A 16993-nucleotide genomic window follows, 5' to 3' on the forward strand; every position below is an offset into this window, starting at 1 on the left:
CAAGGATGTCTGCCACCGAAAAGGATTCCGGCGAGCTCGCGGCTCCGTACGGGACCGGCGCGGCGCCCCAGGCCACCTCTGGGAAGAAGGTCCGCGTACATCATCTTCGTGACATGAAAGAGCGCGGCGAAACGTGGCCGATGCTCACCGCCTACGACATGTACACCGCCGCGCTGTTCGACGAAGTGGGCATTCCTGTGCTGCTCGTCGGGGATTCCGCGGCGAACAACGTCTTCGGTTACGACACTTCGCTTCCGGTGACGGTGGACGAGCTGCTGCCGTTGGCCCGGGCGGTGACCCGATCGGTGAAGCGGGCGCTGGTCGTGGCCGATCTGCCGTTCGGCTCGTATCAGCTCTCGCCGCAGCAGGCGCTGGAAACCTCGGTGCGGTTCATGAAGGAAGGCCGCGCGCACGCGGTGAAACTCGAAGGCGGGCGGAAATTCGCTCCGCACGTCGAGGCGCTGACGTCGGCCGGTGTCCCCGTGATGGGACATATCGGATTCACCCCGCAGAGTGAACACAATCTGGGCGGCTATCGAGTCCAGGGGCGCGGCGAAGCGGCCGAAGCGCTGCTCGCCGACGCGCTCGCCCTGGAGGAGGCCGGTGCCTTCGCGGTCGTCATGGAGATGGTGCCGGCCGAAGCGGCGAAGCGGATCACGCACGAGCTGAAGATCCCGACCGTCGGCATCGGCGCCGGGCCTGATTGCGACGCGCAGGTCCTCGTCTGGCAGGACATGGCCGGGCTTCGGCGCGGCAGGACCCCGCGCTTCGTGAAGAAGTACGCCGACCTCGCCGGCGTGCTGGCAGGGGCCGCGACGGCGTTCGCGGAGGACGTCCGGCGAGGCGAGTTCCCGGCTCCGGAGCACTCGTTCCACGACTGACCCGCCTCTGACCTGCGAAAAGAGTGCAAGGGACCTTTGCTACCACTCGGGCCGCCGGGGAGCGCGGTAGCAAAGGTCCCTTGCTCTCTTTTCCGGAGGGCCGCGCAGGGCGACCCTCCTTTAGTCGTTCACATACATGAACTTCAATCATGTCCTTGACGCGCATTCGTAAAGAGGCTTAACGTCTAGCCCGTCGCCGCCACGACCGAGCTTCGATCCCTCGACGAGGAGGACCACGGATGCGTGTTCGTGAGCGGGTTCTGGCCATCGCGACCGGTGCCGCCCTGCTGTCCACGCTGGCGGCGTACCCCGCACAGGCCGCGACGGTCCGCGTAGCGACTTCGGAGCAGCTCACGGCGGCGCTCGCTTCGGTCACTCCGGGAACCGTCATCGAACTCGCGGCCGACAAGACCTTCACGGGCAACTTCAAGGCGGCGAAGAGCGGCACGTCGAGCAGCCGCATCACCCTGAAGGGGCCGCGAAGCGCGGTCATCAAGGCCTCGGCCGGGCGCACGCTGGAGCTCACGGGCAGCTACTGGAACCTGACCGGCTTCACCCTCACCGGTGGCCAGAAGGGCCTGATGGCCACCGGCGTCAAGAACACCGTCGTCGACGGCATCAAGGTCACCGGCGTCGGCCACGAGGGCATCCACTTCCAGTACACGAGCACCGACAACGTCGTGAAGAACTCCGAGGTGACCGACACCGGCCGCGAGTACGCGGGCTACGGCGAAGGCATCTACTTCGGCTCCGCGAAGGGCAACTGGCCCGGTGGCACACCCGACCGGAGCGACCGCAACAAGGCGCTGAACAACAAGATCGGCCCGAACGTGCGAGCCGAGTCGATCGACATCAAGGAAGGCACCACCGGCGGTGAACTGCGCGGCAACGTCTTCGACGGCACCGGGCAGAGCGGCGAGCACTTCGCCGACAGCTGGGTGGACATGAAGGGCAACAACTACGTGGTCGCGGACAACCGGGGCAGCAAGGTCTTCGTGCACGACGCGAATTACGGCGGCTTCGAGGTCCATGTCCAGCTCGACGGCTGGGGCCGCGGCAACACCTTTTCCGGCAACACCGCGGACGTGCGGTCCAGCTACGCGTACGGCTTCTATCTCGTGAAGGCCTCGACGGGGAACAAGGTCTGCGCGAGCAACAAGGTGACCGGCGCCGGGAAGGGATTCGCGAACGTGGCCGCCACGGCGGGCTGCTGACGCGACCGAAGACCGGGGGCCCGCTCAGCCCGGCGGCGGGGGCGGGCCCCCACCCTTCGGACACTCGCCGATCGGGCAGAGTGTCCTTATGGACGACCTGTACCCGCCGATCCACGTGCGCGCCGAGGGCATGCTCGACGTCGGCGACGGGCACCGGATCTACTGCCAGGAAGCCGGGAACCCGGACGGCAAACCCGTGGTCGTCCTGCACGGAGGCCCTGGTAGCGGCATCTCCTCGATGGCCCGGCGGCATTTCGATCCCGAGGCCTACCGGATCATCCTGTTCGACCAGCGCGGTGCCGGCCGCAGCACCCCGCACATCGGCACACCGGACGTCGACCTGTCGGTCAACACCCTCTGGCACCTAGTCTCGGACATGGAAAAGCTGCGCGAACGGCTGAATCTCGACCAGTGGCAGCTCTTCGGCGGCTCGTGGGGCGTGACCCTCGCCCTCGCCTACGCCGAAACCCACCCGAGCCGCGTCAGCGAGATCATCCTGCGCGGAGTCTTCACCGTCCGGCGGAGCGAACTCGACTGGATCTACAACGGCGGCGCGGCAAACCTCTTCCCCCGGGAGTGGGAAGCGTTCCTCGCCCCGATCCCCGAGGACCGCCGCGACGACCCTCTTTCGGCCTACCGCGAGCTCGTCTATCACCCCGATCGGGCGATCCGGGAGCGCGCCGCCATCGCATGGAGCGCTTGGGAAGGCGCGATCGTCTGCCTCCGCCCGGATCCGGCCTTCCGGAACCAGTACGCGTCACCGGAATTCGCGGTCACGTTCGCCCGGCTGGCGCTGCACTACTTCTGCCATGGCGCGTGGCTCGAGGAAGGGCAGTTGATCCGCGAGGCCGGAAAGCTCGCCGGGATTCCCGGTGTCATCGTGCAGGGGCGGTACGACGCGGTGTGCCCACCGACGACGGCTTACGAGCTGCACCGGGCCTGGCCGGACTCGAAGCTGGAGCTGGTGGAAGCGGCCGGGCACGCGGTGACGGATCCGGGGATGTTGGCGGCGCTCCGGGCCGCCACGGATTCCTTTCGGTAGGAGCGCCTACAACCGGCCGCCCGAAGTCGTGTCGCCGGAAAGCCGTTGCGCCAGATACACCGGCACCGTCGACGCCAGGATCAGCACCGCCGCCACGACGTTGACGATCGGGGCCTGGTTCGGCCGGAACAGGTTGTTCAGGATCCAGATCGGCAGGGTCTCGAGCCCGGTTCCGAGGGTGAACGTCGTGACGATGATTTCGTCGAAGGACAGGGCGAACGCCAGCAGGCCCCCGGCCAGAAGCGCCGACCGCAGCATCGGGAAGGTCACCAGCCGGAACGTGGTGAGCCCGTCGGCGCCGAGGTCCATCGACGCTTCTTCGAGGTTGCCGCCCATTCGCCGCAGGCGCGCGACGACGTTGTTGAACACCACCACGATGCAGAACGTCGCGTGCGCGACGATCGCGGTGAACAGGCCGAGGTCGATGCCGAGGATCGTGCGGAAGGCGTTGTTCAGCGCGATACCGGTGACGATACCGGGCAGGGCGATCGGCAGGATGATCAGCAGCGACACCTGGTTGCGGCCGAAGAAGCGGTACTTCTGCAGCGCGAAGGCCGCCATTGTGCCCAGTACCAAGGCGATCGCGGTCGCGGCGAGTCCTGCTTGGACACTCGTCCACAGTGCGTTCAGCGCGCCCTGGTTCTCCGCGGCCCGCCCCCACCATTCGAGGGTGAAGCTCGACGGCGGCCAGCCGAAGGTGGTGTCCGCGTTGAACGAATTGAGCAGGACCACCAGCAGCGGGAAGTAGATCACCGCGAGGCCGAGCACCAGCGCCGCCAGCAGAAGGTATTTGGTCGTCCGGGAAAGCCGCATCGCGCGCTCCTACAGGTTGTCCAAGGCGCCCGTGCGGCGCACGGCGGCGAGGTAGGCGAGCATGATCACCACGGGTACGGTCGCGACGGTCGCCGCGAACGGCAGGTTGTTGGCCGCGCCGATGTTGTCGTAGACGACGTTGCCGAGCATCTGCGACGTGCCGCCGACGATCTTCACCGCGATGTAGTCGCCCAGCGACAACGAGAACGTGAAGATCGAGCCGGCGACGACGGCCGGGAAGGTCACCGGCAGCACCACCGAGCGGAACGTCCGGAACGGCCGGGCGCCGAGGTCACCCGAAGCGTCCACCAGTGAGTTTGGCAGTCGCTCCAGGCCCGCGTAGATCGGCAGGATCATGTACGGCAGCCAGAGATACGACAGCGTGATCACCGTCGCGAGCACGCCGTACCCGGGGGTGTCGAGGCCGAACGGGTTCAGCAGCCAGTGCAGGACCCCGTTGCCGGACAACATGGTCCGCCACGCGTAGGCCTTCACCAGGTAGCTCGCCCACAACGGCGTCATGACGGCGATGACCAGGAGGCGCCGCGCCCTCGGCGAGGCGAATTTGGCCATGTAGAACGCCATCGGGAAGGCGATGATCGCGGTGACCACCGTGACGAGCGCGGCGATCCCGACCGTCCGGAGGGTAATCGTGCGGTACACCGCGTCGCTGAAGAGGGTGACGAAGTTGTTCAGCGACCACTCGGTCACGACCTGGCCGGTGAAGACGTCGGTGCTCCAGAACGCCGTCACGAACAACGCGGCCAGCGCGCCGAGGTAGGCGAGGCCGAGCCACAGCATCGGCGCGGAGAGCAGGATCCCCAGTCGCAGCCTGGGTTTGCGGTACAGGAAGGCGGAGGTTCTCCGCCTCGGCGAATCGAGGGTGGTCGTCATCGTCTCCACCAGGTGAGGGATGGGACCGGGAGCGGACGGCGTTGGGGGGCACCACCGTCCGCTCCCGGAGTTCGGGAGGTCAGCCCTTGATCTCGGTCCAGGCGCGGGTCCACTCGCCGTAGTCCTTGCACTTGACGTCGGTGCGGCCGTCGAGGCACTGCGCGATCGGCGTCGTCCAGTACTGGATCTTCGAGGCGTACGCGGCGTCACCGGCGTGGAAGGTCTCGCAGTGCGCCTTGTTCTTGGTTTCGGCGCACGCTTTGGGGTTCGAGGGCGATTCACCGAAGTACTCGGCCACCTGCGCGTTGGCCTTCGGGCTGACGATGTGGTTCAGCCACTTGTACGAGCACGTCTTGTGCGGCGACTTCGCGCCCACCATCCAGGTGTCCGACCAGCCGGTCGCGCCTTCGGACGGCAGCACGGATTCGACCGGTGCGCCTTCGCTCTTGGTCAGGTTCACCGTCACCTGCCAGGCGGTGCCGACGACGGCGTCGCCGCTCTTGAGCGCCTGGCTCTCCTTCAGGTAGTCCGACCAGTACTCCGCCACCATCGGGCGCTGCTGCTTGAGCAGGTCGACGGCGGCCTGGAACTGCTTGTCGTCCAAGGCGTACGGGTTCTTGATGCCGAGTTCCGGCTTGTGCGTCTGGAGGTACAGCGCGGCGTCGGCGATGTAGATCGGCGAGTCGTAGGCGGTGATCTTGCCCTTGTACGGGCTGTTCGCGTCGAACATGACCGACCAGGACGTCGGCGCCGGATTCACCTTGTCGGTGCGCCAGGTGAGCAGGTTCGCGCCCCAGCCGTGCGGCACGCCGTAGGACACGTTGTTCACGCTGTTCCACGGACGGTTCTTGAGGAAGTCGAAGACGTCGGCGTAGTTCGGCACGAGCGCGGTGTTCACCGGTTCGACGTCTCCGGACGCGATGAGCCGCAGCGAAGCGTCACCGGAGGCGGAGATGACGTCGTACTGTCCCGTCTTCATCAGGCTCACGGCCTCGTCGGAGGTGCCGAACGCCTTGACGTTGACCTTGCAGCCGGTCTCCTTCTCGAAACCGGTGACCCAGTCGACGGCCGGGTCGTTGGAGCCGTTCTCCGCGTAGCCGGGCCAGGCCAGCACGTTGACCTGGCCTTCCGGCTGGCCGAGCTGCGCGAGCGCGTCGAGCTTCGGCGCGGTGAAGCCCTGCCCGCCGGGCGCGGCCGCGGTCGAACTGGATCCGGAGGTTCCGCAGGCGGCCACGAGCAGGCCGGCGCCGAGGAGGCCGGCGAGCGCGAGTTTCCTGTTCTTCATTGAACAACCTTTCGGTACAGGGGAGGACTAACCGGCTTCGGGGACGCGGAAGCTGTGTTCGTGCCGCCAGCTCAGGCGGACGCGGCCGCCCTCGAAGTCCGCGGGTTCGGCGGTGTTCTGCCGGACCACGGAGAGCTGGCCGCCGGCGTCGAGGGTGACCTCGTAGCGCACGGTCGCGCCGGCGTAGACGGTGTTGGTGACGGTGCCGGTGGCGCTGGTTTCACCGACCTCGGCGGATTTCGAGAGATCGGCGTCGATGCGGATCTTCTCGGGGCGGATGCTGAACACACCGGGTTTGCCGATGATGTTCTCGGCGCCGCCGCCGCTGAGCAGGTTCGAGGTGCCGACGAAGCCGGCGACGAACGCCGACGCGGGCCGCTCGTAGACCTCGACCGGTGAGCCGACCTGTTCGATCCGGCCGGCGTTGAAGACCGCGATGCGGTCGCTCATCGTCAACGCCTCGTCCTGGTCATGGGTGACGAAGATGAAGGTGATGCCGACGTCGCGCTGGATCTGTTTCAGCTCGGTCTGCATGGTGTGGCGCAGCTTCAGGTCGAGGGCGCCGAGTGGTTCGTCGAGCAGGAGCACCTTCGGCCGGTTGACCAGTGCCCTCGCGAGCGCGACGCGTTGCCGCTGGCCGCCGGAGAGCTGGTCGGGTTTGCGCTCGCCGAACTCGCCGAGCCGGACGGTTTCGAGAGCTTCCTTCGCGCGTTGGCGGCGCTCCGCGCGGGGGACACGCTTCACCCGGAGGCCGTACTCGACGTTCTGCTGCACGGTCATGTGCGGGAAGAGCGCGTAGTCCTGGAAGACGGTGTTGACGTCACGGTCGAACGGAGCGAGACGGCTGACGTCGCGGCCGTGCAGTTCGATCGTGCCCGCCGTCGGGAGCTCGAAGCCGGCGATCATGCGGAGCACGGTCGTCTTGCCGGAGCCGGACGGGCCGAGCATCGAGAAGAACTCGCCGGGCGGGATGTCGAGGTCGACGCCGTCGACCGCGTGGACCTGGCCGAACTCCTTGCGCAACCCGCGCAGGCGAATGGCCGGAATGTCGCCTCCACCTGCGGAAGTGATAGCAAAGGTTCCTTGCTCCCCCGCAGCGGTCGCGGGCGCTTGATGCGGCATGGCGTGCCTTTCGGTGGTCGTCACAGCGCGCTCATCACGTGCTTGACGCGGGTGTAGTCCTCGAGGCCGTAGAGCGAGAGGTCCTTGCCATAGCCGGACTTCTTGAAGCCGCCGTGCGGCATCTCGGCGACCAGCGGGATATGCGTGTTGATCCACACGCAGCCGAAGTCGAGCTTTCGGGCCAGGCGCATCGCCCGCTGATGGTCGGTGGTCCACACCGACGACGCGAGCGCGTACTCGACTCCGTTGGCCGCGGCGAGCGCTTCGGCTTCGGTCTCGAAGCGCTGCACGGTGATGATCGGGCCGAAGATCTCCGTCTGGCTGATCTCGTCGTCCTGCCGGACGCCGGAGATCACCGTCGGTTCGTAGAAGTAGCCCTCGTCCCCCTGCCGCTTCCCTCCACAGTGGACCACCGCGTGCTCGGGCAGCCGGTCGACGAACCCGGCGACCCGTTCGAGTTGCGCGGCGTTGTTGAGGGGGCCGTAGGTGACCGACGTGTCGTCGGGCTTGCCGGTGGTGGTCGCCCGCGCCTGCTTGGTGAGAGCCGCGACGAAGGTGTCGTGGACTTCGTCGGCGACAAGGACCCGCGTAGCCGCCGTACAGTCCTGGCCCGCGTTGAAGTACCCGGCGGCGGCGATGCCCTCAGCGGCCGCTTCGATGTCAGCGTCCGCGAAGACCACTACGGGCGCTTTACCGCCGAGCTCCAGGTGTACGCGCTTCACGTCCTTCGCGGCCGAAGCGGCGACCTCGATCCCAGCCCGCACGGAGCCGGTGATGGACACCATCGCGGGGATCTCGTGCTCGACGAGCGCGCGCCCGGTGTCGCGGTCGCCGCAGATCACGTTGAGCACGCCTGGCGGCAGGAATTCGGCGCAGATCTCGGCGAAGAGCAGGGTCGACGCGGGCGTCGTGTCGGCCGGTTTGAGCACCACGGTGTTCCCCGCGGCGAGGGCGGGCGCGATCTTCCAGACCGCCATGAGGAGCGGATAGTTCCACGGCGTAACCTGCGCGCACACGCCGATCGGTTCTCGGCGGACGAAAGAGGTATGCCCTTCCATGTACTCGCCCGCCGACCGTCCTTCGAGGACACGCGCGGCCCCCGCGAAGAACCGCAACTGGTCGACCATCGCCGGCAGTTCTTCGGCCGCGGTGAGCGCGACCGGCTTGCCGGTGTCCGCCGATTCGACGAGCACGATCTCTTCCGCGCGGGCTTCGACGGCGTCCGCGATCTTCAGCAGCGCGAGCTGGCGCTGCGCGGGCGTGGTGTCGCGCCAGGTTTCGAAGGCGGCGGCCGCGACCTGGAGCGCGCGGTCGACGTCTTCGGGGCCTGCGACGGCGGCGGTGCGGTACGGGCGGCCGGTGACGGGATCGACGACGTCGGCGACCTGGCCCGACGCGGATCCGATGTACTCACCGCCGATGAAGTGCTTCAACTGCTGCACGAGAGCTCCTGGCTACTGGGCCTGGGGGCGTGAGGCGATAGCAAAGGTCCCTTGCTCCCTTTTGGGGCGGCGAGGGAGCTAAAACATATAAGTCCAGATGTTAAATGACAAGACGATGGGGCAAGATTGCCTCCATCGGGTAGCGGTACGGGCGAAGGGCCACCATGCGTAAGGGGATGTCGCACAGCGCGCGATCAGCGATGTTCGCTCCGCTCGACCAGATCGGCCGGGCGGAAGCGGTCACCGCGCGGCTGGTCGACGCCATCACTCTCGGGCTGCTGGCCGACTCGGAGCAGCTGCCGAGCGAAGCCGAGCTGGCCGCCCAGTTCGGCGTCTCCACCGTGACGGTCCGCGAAGCGCTCGTGGCCTTGCGACAGCAAGGCCTTGTCGAGACGCGACGCGGCCGAGGCGGCGGAAGCTTCGTGAAGACGCCTGCCAACCCTTCGGCTGCTTCGTGGCGAGAGCGCCTTCGCACGGTTTCGCTGTCCGAGCTTCGCGACGTCGGCGATCACTACCTCGCCATCGCGGGCGCCGCGGCCAAACTCGCCGCCGAGCGGAGTTCGCCCGAGGACATCGAGCGACTCGAACTGGCGACCGAGGACATCCGCACAGCCACCGGCGCGGAGGCGTCGCGCGCCGAGCGCCAGTTCCATCTCGAAGTCGCCGCGGCCGCCCAATCGCCACGGCTGACCAGGGAAGAAGTGCAGTTGCAGAGCGAACGAGGCGGTTTGCTGTGGTTGCCGCTCGAGCCGCACGGCACCCGCGAGAACGCCTACGCCGAACACCGCGCGATCGCCGCCGCCATCGCGCAGGGGGACGGCGAGCTGGCCAGAAAGCTCACCGAGGAGCACATCCTCGAAGCGATAGACCGGCTGGCGGACGTGCATTTAGACCTTCTGGCCCCTTAAGCTGCGGCATCCGCGCATCCGAGGTGAGCATCGTGAACGACACACCGTCCGCCGGTTCCGAGGTCGTGGAACAGGTATCCGCCCTGGTCGAAGACGTCTTCGGCCGGCTGAAGACGCTACTGGCCGGCGCCGAGGGGCTCCTGGCCGCCTCCACCGATGCCACCGCCGAAGACCTGACCCGCCTCCGGCCGCAGGTCTTCGACGTCCTCGGCGGCCTGGTCGTCGGCGCCGGGTTCATCAGCGCGCCGAACGCGCTGGCCGATCAGGAATTCGCCTTCGAATGGTGGACCGAGACCGGGGACGACGAGCCGGCGCAACTGGTCATCAGCCTCGATCCGGACAGCGAGAACTTCCTGGACTACACCCGGCAATCGTGGTTCACCGTCCCGCGTGACACCGGCCGCCGCCACATCAACGGTCCGTACGTCGACTACCTCTGCACCGACGAGTACACGCTGACCTTCACGGTTCCCGTCCAGCGTGACGGGGCTTTCGCGGGCGTCGTCGGCGCGGACATCTACGTGCGCGAGGTCGAGCGTCTGCTGCAACTGAAGCTGCGCGCGCTTGGCGGCCGTGCGGCGCTGGTCAACGCCCAAGGCCGGGTGATCGTGTCGAACAACGCGCGCCAGGCGACCGGATCGCTGGTCCGCGACGTCGACGTCCCGGCCTGGTGGTCCGCCGGCGCGGAGCCGGTCACGACGGAGACCGGCACGCGGCTGCGGCGCTGCGGTGACTCGCCGATCGCCCTGGTCAGGTCCGAGCGCTGACCTGCAGCGCGAGCCAGAATTCGGCGCGCACCCCTGGCGAATCGAGATCGCGGCCGGTCAGTTCGGCGACCTTGCGCATGCGGTTGCGCAAGGTGTGCCGGTGGACGCCGAGCCGCGCGGACGCCAGATCCCAGTGACCGTGGTGTTCGAGCCAGCAGGTCAGCGACGCGACGAGCTCGCCTCGGCCAGTCGCGTCATGGTGCCGCAACGGCGCCAGCAGACTGTCCGAAAACGCTTGTGCCGCTTGGGGATCGACCATCTCCAGGAAACCGCGCCCGGCGTGTTCCGCGAACCGGACCAACGGCGAACGCTCGGCCTTCGCCGCTTCCGCCGCCTGTTTCGCCTGCCGGAGCCCCGCCGGGAAGTCCACTGTGGACACCGAATCGGACAGCCCGGCGTGCAGCCCGCCGATCCGGGAAGCCCGCCGGGCGACGGTCTCCACGTCGCCGAGCGCGACCACGAACGCCCCCACCTCGCCGAAGAACACCTTGTCCCCAGCCACTTCGGCGTCGAGCGCGTCGGCGAGCGAGCGGCGCGCACCCGCGGGGCCGGCGACGGCCAGCACGGACCACGGCGCTTCCGGGACACCGCCCCAGAGCGACTTCATCGTGCGCGTGGCGAGTTCGGCCTGCCCCGCGGCGAGGAGGTCACACAGCCCTGACCGCAGCCGTCGCACGGCGTCCACGTGCTCACGGTTCTGTTCCAGCGCAAGGGAAAGCAAGGACACGGCGGTGTTGACGATGTGCTGCCCCGCGGCATCGAGCGGCTCCCGGGTGCCGACCGCGAGCACACCCCGGGCACGGGTGTCGAGCGTCTGCAGGACGACCTCGTACTCCCCCGCCACCGTCACCAGTGTGCCCGCGCGCAGCCGCGCGAAGTCGTCCTGGAGTTCCTCGGCGAAGGGCCGCGCGGAGGGCGAAGCCTCGGTGACCGCACCGGACGAGTCGAGCAGGAGCGCCCAGCCGTCGACCAGCTTCGCGAGTTTGCGCACCACGCCGCCCGGCCCGCCCTTGCCGACGGCGGTCCTGGTCAGTTCCTGCTGTCCCTTGCCGGTGCGCACGAGCGAGGCGTATTCGTCGGCGGCGACCGCGCGGGACACCGCCCGCGTGATCGCGATGAACGGCGTCTTCCTCGGCACTTCGAGCACCGGCAGCCCGACCTCTTCCGCGGTGTCCACAAGCGACTGAGGAATGCTCTCGTGGCTGAGCCCGACTCCGAAACCGAGCCCCGCCACGCCCGCGTCGACCAGTCGCCGGATGTACCCGGGTGAGGTGGTCTCATCGAGGGCGAGACCGGTGGTCAGCAGCAGTTCGCCCCCTTCGAGGAAGGCCTGCGGATCGGTCAGTTCGGTGGGGTGGACCCAGCCGATCGCCCGGTCGAGCCCCGCCTCGGCCGCGCGCACCCGCAGGCCGAGCGGACGTTCGGCCGCGAGGGCGGCGAGGGTCAGTGCCATGTTGTCCAACTCTACGCCTCGATATCGACAAGATGTCGAGCTGACGCGGGCCGGGCGGGCTCCCATTCTGGAGGGCGACCCCGTCCCTCGCGTCCGCAGGAGTCTGGCCGTGACCGTCACCACCGAAACCCAGCGCAGGCTGCGCACCGAGATCCCCGGCCCCGCCTCGCGCGCCCTGCAGGAGCGACGCGCCGCCGTCGTCGCCGCGGGCGTGAGTTCGGTGCTGCCGGTCTACGTCACCTCGGCCGAAGGCGGCCTGCTCACCGACGCCGACGGCAACGTCCTGATCGACTTCGGTTCCGGCATCGCGGTGACCAACGTCGGCCACGCCGCCCCCGCCGTCGTGGACCGCGTCCGTGAGCAGGTGGGCCGGTTCACACACACGTGTTTCATGGTCACGCCGTACGAGGGATACGTCGAGGTGTGCGAAGCACTCGACAAGCTGACGCCGGGCACCCACGAGAAGCGTTCGGTACTGTTCAACTCCGGCGCCGAAGCCGTCGAGAACGCGGTGAAGATCGCCCGCGCCGCGACCGGCCGCCAGGCGGTCGTCGTGTTCGACCACGCCTACCACGGCCGTACCAACCTGACGATGGCGCTGACCGCGAAGTCCATTCCCTACAAGCACGGTTTCGGCCCGTTCGCGCCCGAGGTCTACCGCGTACCCGGCTCGTACCCGTACCGCGACGGCCTGTCCGGCCCCGAGGCGGCGCGGATCGCCATCGACCGCATCGAGAAGCAGATCGGCGGCGACCAGGTCGCGGCCATCGTGCTGGAGCCGGTGCAGGGTGAGGGCGGCTTCATCGAGCCCGCTCCCGGGTTCCTGCCCGCGCTTTCGGCCTGGTGCACCGAAAACGGCGTCGTGTTCGTCGCCGACGAGGTGCAGACCGGCTTCTGCCGCACCGGCGAGTGGTTCGCTTCCACGCACGAAGAGGTCGTGCCCGACCTGATCGCCACCGCCAAGGGCATCGCGGGTGGCCTGCCGCTCGCCGCCGTCACCGGCCGCGCGGAACTGCTCGACGCAGTCCCGCCAGGCGGGCTCGGCGGCACCTACGGCGGCAACCCGATCGCGTGCGCCGCGGCCCTCGGCTCGATCGAGGTCATGCGCCAGGAGAACCTCGCGGCGTCGGCGAAGCGCATCGAGAACACGGTGCTGCCGCGCCTGCGGGCGCTGGCCGAGGAGACCGGCGTGATCGGTGACGTCCGGGGCCGAGGCGCGATGCTGGCCGCCGAGTTCGTCAAGCCGGGCACCACCGAACCCGACGCCGACCTGACCAAGCGGGTCGCGCAGGCCTGCCACCAGGCGGGCGTCGTCGTCCTCACCTGCGGCACCTACGGCAACGTCGTCCGCCTGCTGCCGCCGCTGTCCCTGTCCACCGAACTGCTCGAAGAGGGCCTTTCGGTCCTGGAGCACGCTGTCCGCACGGAGGCTTCCAAGTGACCACATTCCCCTTCTGGGTAGCCGGAAAGCCGGTCACCAGCGGCGAGACCGTCGTCGTCCGTCACTCCTTCGACGGAAGCGAGGCGGGCTCGCACCACGTTCCGTCCACTTCGGACATCGAGGCCGCGGTCCAGGCCGCGCACGATGTCCAGGACGAGTTCGCGACGCTGCCCGCGCACGTCCGGGCGGGCGCGTTGGACCACGTGTCCCAAGTTTTGGGTGAGCGGTCCGAAGAGCTGGCGCAGCTGATCACCGCCGAGTCGGGCAAGCCGCTGAAGTGGGCGCGCGGCGAGGTCGGGCGCGCGGCGTCGACGTTCCGCTGGGCCGCCGAGGAGGCGCGCCGGTTCTCCGGTGACCTGCAGCGCCTCGACACCGACCCGGGCGGTACGGGACGGCTCGCGCTGGTGCGCCGGGTGCCGAAGGGCCCGGTGCTGGGCATCACGCCGTTCAACTTCCCGCTGAACCTGGTGGCGCACAAGGTCGCGCCGGCGATCGCGGTCGGCGCGCCGATCGTGCTCAAGCCCGCGCCCGCGACGCCGCTGACCGCGCTGCTGCTCGGCGAGATCCTCGCCGAGACCGATCTGCCCGCCGGGAGCTGGTCGATCCTCCCGGTCAACAACGAGGAATCGGCCAAGCTGGTTTCGGACCCGCGGCTGCCGGTCGTGTCGTTCACCGGTTCCGTGCCGGTGGGCTGGGGTATCCGGGACAGCGTGCCGCGCAAGCACGTCGCGCTCGAACTCGGCGGCAACGCGGCGGTGCTCGTCTGTCCTGATTGGACGGACTTGGACTTCGCGGCACAGCGGATCGCGACGTTCGCGATGTACCAGGCCGGCCAGTCGTGCATCTCGGTGCAGCGCGTCTACGCGCACGCCGACGTCTACGACGAGCTTCGCGCGAAGGTGCTGGAGCAGGTGCGCGCGCTCGGGACCGGCAATCCGCGGACGGACGGCGTCGACGTCGGCCCGCTGATCAACACCGACGCCGCCTCCCGGGTGGAGTCGTGGATCACCGCGGCGGTCGAGGCGGGCGGCGAACTGCTGACCGGCGGCAAGCGCGACGGCGCGACCGTCGAGCCGACGGTGCTCGCGAACGTGCCGGAGGACGCGTCGGTGATGGCCGACGAGGTGTTCGGGCCGGTCGTGTCGATCACGCGCGTGGAGTCGGTGGAGGACGGCGTGCGCCGGATCAACGACTCGCGCTTCGGCCTTCAGGCAGGAGTGTTCACGCGCGACCTGCCGACGGCGTTCGACGTGTCCGCGAAGCTGCGTGTCGGCGGCGTGCTCGTCGGCGACGTTCCGAGCTTCCGCGCCGACCAGATGCCCTACGGCGGCGTGAAGGACTCCGGCGTCGGCCGCGAGGGCCCCGCGTCGGCGATGGCCGACTTCACCGAAGAACGCGTCACCGTCCTCACCGGCCTCACCCTCTGACCTGCCCGCATTTAGTCCTCTGGATGCGCTCTACCGCATTCAGAGGACTAAATGCGTGAGGTGGGAGTGCGCTTCGACGAGCGAAGGGCCGTACCAGGTCAGGTAGCGCCCGGAGACCAGGACGTGCTTCGCGCCGGGGAACGCTTCGGGGCCGTCGTCCGCGGTGAACTCGTAGGGCTCGTCGGGCAGTACGAGCAGGTTCGCGTCTCCGGCCGCGAAGCGCGCTTGGAGCTCGTCGAGCTTCGGGCGCGGGTAGCGCTCTTCGTGCTCCGCGTAGACGTTCCCGATTCCGACGCGATGCAGGACGTCGCCGCCGAAGGTGTCCCTGCCGAGCACGATCCACGGCTTCCGCCAGACCGGCACGACCGCGCGGAACCGCTCCGGCAGCGCCTCCCGCCAGATCTCTTCGGCCTCGACCAGCCAATCCGGTTCGGCGAGGTCGTAGGCCTGCGTCAAGATCCGCCGGATCGACGCGAGCGCGCCGGGCACGGTCGCCGACGCCTCCATCACCCAGACCGGGATTCCGTTGGCACGTAAGCGTTCCACGTCCTCCGGCCGGTTCTCCTCGGAGTTGGCCAGCACCAGATCCGGCTGGAGTTCCAGCACCTTGCCCACGTTCGGGTACTTCGAGCCGCCCACCCTCGGGACGTCCAGATCGACCGGATGGGTGCAGTAGTCCGTGGCGCCCGCGAGCCTTCCCGGCGCGCTCACCTCGACGGCCTCGGTCAGCGACGGCACGAGCGACACCACCCGCGACGCCGGTTCGCGCAGCGGGACGACTTCGCCGAGATCGTCGATCATGCGCGCTCGAAGGACAGTTTCCGCTTGTCGACGTCCACCGCCGTGAGCCGGACGCGGATCCGCTCGCCTTCCGGCGGCTTCTCGCCCGCGCATTTGCCCATCACCGGCGGATTCTCGATCAGGATCTCCGATTTGGCGTCGTCGGCCCGCAGCACGATCGCGTCGAACTCCTCGCCGATGTGCTCGGCCATGACCCATGCCTCGACCTGGTCGATGCAGGCACGTTCGACCTTCGCGGCCAGCGTGTCGGACGCGGTCATCTGCTCCGGCACCTCCGAAAGCGCCGCGCGGACCCACTCGGGCACTTCGCGGCCCGCGCTCACGGCGAGACAGATCTCGGTGGCGAACCGGTCGACCAGGCGCCGGATCGGCGCGGTGACGTGCGCGTACGCGCCGCCGATCCCGGCGTGCGTGGTCAAGGCGGGCAGCTCGCCGTCGAACGCGGTGTACCCGGCGCCGCGCAGAAGCCTGGTGGTGTCGGCGAAAAGCGCCATGGACGCGGGCTGACCGGGATCGAGCGCGGCCAGGAACTCCGACACGCTCTTGCCCTCGGGCCAATCGATGTTCAGCGCCTGCGCGGACCGGCGCAGCCATTCGATCGCTTCGGCGTCGGGCTGGGGCAGCGTGCGCAGGACCCCGATCCCGGCGCCGATCATGATCTTGGCCGCGGCCATGCCGGTGAGCAACGAGATCTCGGCGTTCCACGCGTCGACGTCGTTGCGCGGCCGCTGGATCAGCGCCCAGCCGCCGTCGGGGTCGCCGCTGATCTCCTGCTCCGGCAGTTGCAGTTCGACCGCGCCGCGCCGGATCGCGAGCTCGCGGCGCAACCGGCCGAGTTCCGGCAGCGCGGCGACGGAGGGATGCGGATCGCCCGCGTCGATCGCCGCCTGGACGGTTTCGTAGTCGAACTGTTCGGTGGAGCGGACGAGCGCCCGGCGGACGTTGGTCGCCGTCGGCTCGCCGCTCGCGTCGACGTCGATGGTCCACAGCACGGCGGGCCGGGTCTCCCCCGACAGCAGGCTCGCCGCGCCCTCGGACAACACCGGCGGATGAAGCGGGACGTTCCCGTCGGGCAGGTAGAGCGTCTGCCCGCGACGGCGCGCCTCCTTGTCGAGCGCGCCACCCGGCGGGATGAACGCGGCAAGGTCGGCGATCGCGTAGTGGACCCGGAACCCGCCGCCCTCGACGCGCTCGACCAGCACCGCCTGGTCGAGATCCTTGGCGCCGGGCGGATCGATGGTGACGAAGGGCAGACCGGTGGCGTCCTCGCGCTCCCCCGCCGACTCGAGGGGATCGACGACCGCCGCCTCCGCCTCGGCGAGCACGTCGGGCCCGAACGACTCCGGCAGCGAGAACTCGGCCCGGAGGTGACCGAAGTCCCCTCCCGCCGCGTGTGTCCTGATCACGAGTGGAGGCACCACCCAACCCTATCCCGATCCGGCGCCGTTGATCGCCCGTTCGGGTGCGGGCCGGTCGGGTGTACGTTACGGACCGAAATGAAAA

General features: G+C 68.9%; 15 protein-coding genes. 7 read left to right on the top strand and 8 right to left on the bottom strand.

Translation table 11 applies throughout. The features are described 5' to 3' along the window. Positions 1-5 precede the first annotated feature (5 nt). From panB to pip, 3 genes are all read left to right on the top strand, one after another. Positions 6-881, top strand: coding sequence for a 3-methyl-2-oxobutanoate hydroxymethyltransferase (gene panB, locus NQK81_RS16875; protein WP_257488955.1), 876 nt, complete (start codon positions 6-8; stop codon positions 879-881). Positions 882-1120: 239 nt separating this feature from the next. Next, positions 1121-2095, top strand: a complete 975-nt coding sequence (locus NQK81_RS16880; protein WP_257488956.1) for a right-handed parallel beta-helix repeat-containing protein — start codon at positions 1121-1123, stop codon at positions 2093-2095. A gap of 88 nt (positions 2096-2183) precedes the next feature. Then, positions 2184-3137 (top strand): prolyl aminopeptidase, encoded by a 954-nt coding sequence (gene pip / locus NQK81_RS16885; RefSeq protein WP_257488957.1) that lies wholly within the window; start codon positions 2184-2186, stop codon positions 3135-3137. Positions 3138-3143: 6 nt separating this feature from the next. Here pip and NQK81_RS16890 read toward each other — a convergent pair whose 3' ends face one another. The 5 genes from NQK81_RS16890 to NQK81_RS16910 form a co-directional block, all read right to left on the bottom strand. Then, positions 3144-3950 carry an ABC transporter permease gene (locus NQK81_RS16890; RefSeq protein ID WP_034313067.1) on the bottom strand — a complete coding sequence of 269 codons (807 nt, stop codon included), beginning with the start codon at positions 3948-3950 and terminating at the stop codon, positions 3144-3146. 9 nt (positions 3951-3959) lie between these two features. Then, positions 3960-4844 (bottom strand): ABC transporter permease, encoded by an 885-nt coding sequence (locus NQK81_RS16895; RefSeq protein WP_257488958.1) that lies wholly within the window; start codon positions 4842-4844, stop codon positions 3960-3962. 79 nt (positions 4845-4923) lie between these two features. Then, positions 4924-6129 carry an ABC transporter substrate-binding protein gene (locus NQK81_RS16900; protein ID WP_257488959.1) on the bottom strand — a complete coding sequence of 402 codons (1206 nt, stop codon included), beginning with the start codon at positions 6127-6129 and terminating at the stop codon, positions 4924-4926. A 27-nt stretch (positions 6130-6156) separates the two neighbouring features. Further along, the gene (locus NQK81_RS16905; RefSeq protein ID WP_371878905.1) at positions 6157-7251 is read right to left on the bottom strand and encodes an ABC transporter ATP-binding protein; all 1095 of its coding nucleotides are present in this window, start codon (positions 7249-7251) and stop codon (positions 6157-6159) included. Positions 7252-7271: 20 nt separating this feature from the next. After that, positions 7272-8693, bottom strand: coding sequence for a gamma-aminobutyraldehyde dehydrogenase (locus NQK81_RS16910; protein WP_257488960.1), 1422 nt, complete (start codon positions 8691-8693; stop codon positions 7272-7274). Between the two features lie 164 nt (positions 8694-8857). Here NQK81_RS16910 and NQK81_RS16915 point away from each other — a divergent pair, with 164 nt between their 5' ends. Then, on the top strand, positions 8858-9601 hold the full coding sequence (locus tag NQK81_RS16915; RefSeq protein WP_034313079.1) for a FadR/GntR family transcriptional regulator: 744 nt from the start codon (positions 8858-8860) through the stop codon (positions 9599-9601). A 32-nt stretch (positions 9602-9633) separates the two neighbouring features. After that, positions 9634-10368, top strand: a complete 735-nt coding sequence (locus NQK81_RS16920) for a cache domain-containing protein (protein WP_257488961.1) — start codon at positions 9634-9636, stop codon at positions 10366-10368. On the opposite strand, the gene NQK81_RS16925 is transcribed toward NQK81_RS16920, so the two are convergent. Continuing rightward, positions 10352-11821, bottom strand: coding sequence for a PucR family transcriptional regulator (locus NQK81_RS16925; protein WP_257488962.1), 1470 nt, complete (start codon positions 11819-11821; stop codon positions 10352-10354). The two genes, NQK81_RS16920 and NQK81_RS16925, sit on opposite strands and share 17 nt — an antisense overlap. Positions 11822-11930: 109 nt before the next feature. On the opposite strand from NQK81_RS16925, the gene gabT reads away from it, so the two are divergent. Beyond that, positions 11931-13262 carry a 4-aminobutyrate--2-oxoglutarate transaminase gene (gene gabT / locus NQK81_RS16930; RefSeq protein WP_257488963.1) on the top strand — a complete coding sequence of 444 codons (1332 nt, stop codon included), beginning with the start codon at positions 11931-11933 and terminating at the stop codon, positions 13260-13262. Next, complete coding sequence (locus NQK81_RS16935; RefSeq protein ID WP_257488964.1) at positions 13259-14689, top strand: aldehyde dehydrogenase family protein; 1431 nt, start codon at positions 13259-13261, stop codon at positions 14687-14689. Before gabT ends, NQK81_RS16935 begins: the two co-directional genes overlap by 4 nt. Positions 14690-14728: 39 nt before the next feature. Here the strand turns inward: NQK81_RS16935 and NQK81_RS16940 are convergent, their stop codons facing one another. Together NQK81_RS16940 and NQK81_RS16945 are read right to left on the bottom strand one after the other, a co-directional pair. Beyond that, positions 14729-15490 (bottom strand): helical backbone metal receptor, encoded by a 762-nt coding sequence (locus tag NQK81_RS16940; protein ID WP_257488965.1) that lies wholly within the window; start codon positions 15488-15490, stop codon positions 14729-14731. After that, entirely contained in the window at positions 15487-16896 is a 1410-nt protein-coding gene (locus NQK81_RS16945) for an RNB domain-containing ribonuclease (RefSeq protein ID WP_257489775.1), read from the bottom strand. The genes NQK81_RS16940 and NQK81_RS16945 overlap by 4 nt, the downstream gene beginning before the upstream one ends. Positions 16897-16993: the final 97 nt, after the last annotated feature.

It is taken from the genome of Amycolatopsis roodepoortensis, from assembly GCF_024628825.1.
Classification (GTDB): Bacteria; Actinomycetota; Actinomycetes; order Mycobacteriales; family Pseudonocardiaceae; genus Amycolatopsis; species Amycolatopsis roodepoortensis.

Bases quoted from the DNA above. Each gene is read 5' to 3' on its own strand.
- panB (WP_257488955.1), top strand. From the start codon at position 6: ATGTCTGCCACCGAAAAGGATTCCGGCGAGCTCGCGGCTCCGTACGGG.
- NQK81_RS16880 (WP_257488956.1), top strand. From the start codon at position 1,121: ATGCGTGTTCGTGAGCGGGTTCTGGCCATCGCGACCGGTGCCGCCCTG.
- pip (WP_257488957.1), top strand. From the start codon at position 2,184: ATGGACGACCTGTACCCGCCGATCCACGTGCGCGCCGAGGGCATGCTC.
- NQK81_RS16890 (WP_034313067.1), bottom strand. From the start codon at position 3,950: ATGCGGCTTTCCCGGACGACCAAATACCTTCTGCTGGCGGCGCTGGTG.
- NQK81_RS16895 (WP_257488958.1), bottom strand. From the start codon at position 4,844: ATGACGACCACCCTCGATTCGCCGAGGCGGAGAACCTCCGCCTTCCTG.
- NQK81_RS16900 (WP_257488959.1), bottom strand. From the start codon at position 6,129: ATGAAGAACAGGAAACTCGCGCTCGCCGGCCTCCTCGGCGCCGGCCTG.
- NQK81_RS16905 (WP_371878905.1), bottom strand. From the start codon at position 7,251: ATGCCGCATCAAGCGCCCGCGACCGCTGCGGGGGAGCAAGGAACCTTT.
- NQK81_RS16915 (WP_034313079.1), top strand. From the start codon at position 8,858: ATGCGTAAGGGGATGTCGCACAGCGCGCGATCAGCGATGTTCGCTCCG.
- NQK81_RS16925 (WP_257488962.1), bottom strand. From the start codon at position 11,821: ATGGCACTGACCCTCGCCGCCCTCGCGGCCGAACGTCCGCTCGGCCTG.
- NQK81_RS16940 (WP_257488965.1), bottom strand. From the start codon at position 15,490: ATGATCGACGATCTCGGCGAAGTCGTCCCGCTGCGCGAACCGGCGTCG.